A 1076-nucleotide genomic window follows, 5' to 3' on the forward strand; every position below is an offset into this window, starting at 1 on the left:
TCTTGCTGCCGGTGTTGGTGACGGTGAGCAGCATGTGGTTCACGGGGCGGTTCAAGGGAGCCGCGACCGTCTTGGTGTTGGAGCCCTGGCAGGTGACGGCCTTCTTGGTCTTGCTGCTCGTGCTGATCTTGTTCTTTCCGGACGACGAGGCCACGTCCACGTCCGACGTCGAACCGGCGTTGGTGGTCTTCGCGTCCTCCTGGGAGGACGCCGCGGAGGCGGAGGACGACGCGCCCTCGCTGCGGGTCCCCGAGCCGTCGCTGCACGCGGTCAGGGAGAGGGCGCCGATCGCGAGGGCCGCGGCGGTGGTGAGGAGGCGGGTGCGGGAGGTGCGGAGGCTGGACATGTGGGTGAGCCCTTTCGGTGGTGCGGTGGGTGTGGTGCTTGGATGACCAGAGCTTGTGGGGCCATCCGTCCCAGCCGCCACGAATGCCGGGCAGTCGGGGACGCTGGAACGCAGAAACGGCCTTTGACCAGGGGAAACGTAAGGGTCCTGAAACGCGGGAATGGGACGCGCCGGGCCATGGGATGGGGAGGCAGGGAACGGTGTCAGGGGCGACAGGGGCCACCGGAGCGACGGGGCCCGCCGGGGCCGCGGAGGCGTTCGGGGAACTGCTGCGGGGGCTCAAGGAGCGCTCGGGGCTGAGCTACGGGACGCTTGCCAAGCGGCTGCACATGAGCACGTCGACGCTGCATCGCTACTGCAACGGCAGCGTGGTGCCAACCGAGTACGCGCCGGTCGAGCGGCTCGCCCGGGTGTGCCGGGCGACCTCCGAGGAACTGGTCGAGCTGCACCGGCGGTGGATTCTGGCGGACGCGGCGCGGGGGCGTAAGGGACCGGGGCCGGACGGGGCGGTGCGCGGTGCCGGTGCGGGTGCCGGGACCGGAACCGGTGCGGGTGCCGGGGCTGGGGCCGGTGCGAGGGCTGGGGCTGGAACCGGTGCGGGTGCTGGGGCTGGAACCGCTGCCGCTGCCGGAACCGGTTCCGGGGCTGAGGGCGGGACCGGTGCCGGGGCTGGTGCCGGTGTTGGGGAGCCCGAGGGCGCGCCGACGCCCCATCAGGTGGCCTCCGGCGC

Annotated in this window: 1 protein-coding gene and 1 pseudogene; one reads left to right on the forward strand and one right to left on the reverse strand. The window is 72.2% G+C overall.

Annotation, left to right across the window (positions count from 1 at the left end):
• Positions 1-346 (reverse strand): annotated as a pseudogene (locus tag AXW62_RS44025) (DUF4232 domain-containing protein); the annotation flags it as partial.
• A gap of 200 nt (positions 347-546) precedes the next feature.
• Between AXW62_RS44025 and AXW62_RS45895 the strand changes: the two are divergent.
• A partial coding sequence (locus AXW62_RS45895; protein ID WP_252368654.1) for a helix-turn-helix domain-containing protein occupies positions 547-1076 on the forward strand: 530 nt, incomplete at its 3' end.

Origin of the sequence: Streptomyces hygroscopicus subsp. hygroscopicus, assembly GCF_001553455.1 — a bacterium.
Taxonomy (GTDB): Bacteria; Actinomycetota; Actinomycetes; order Streptomycetales; family Streptomycetaceae; genus Streptomyces; species Streptomyces hygroscopicus.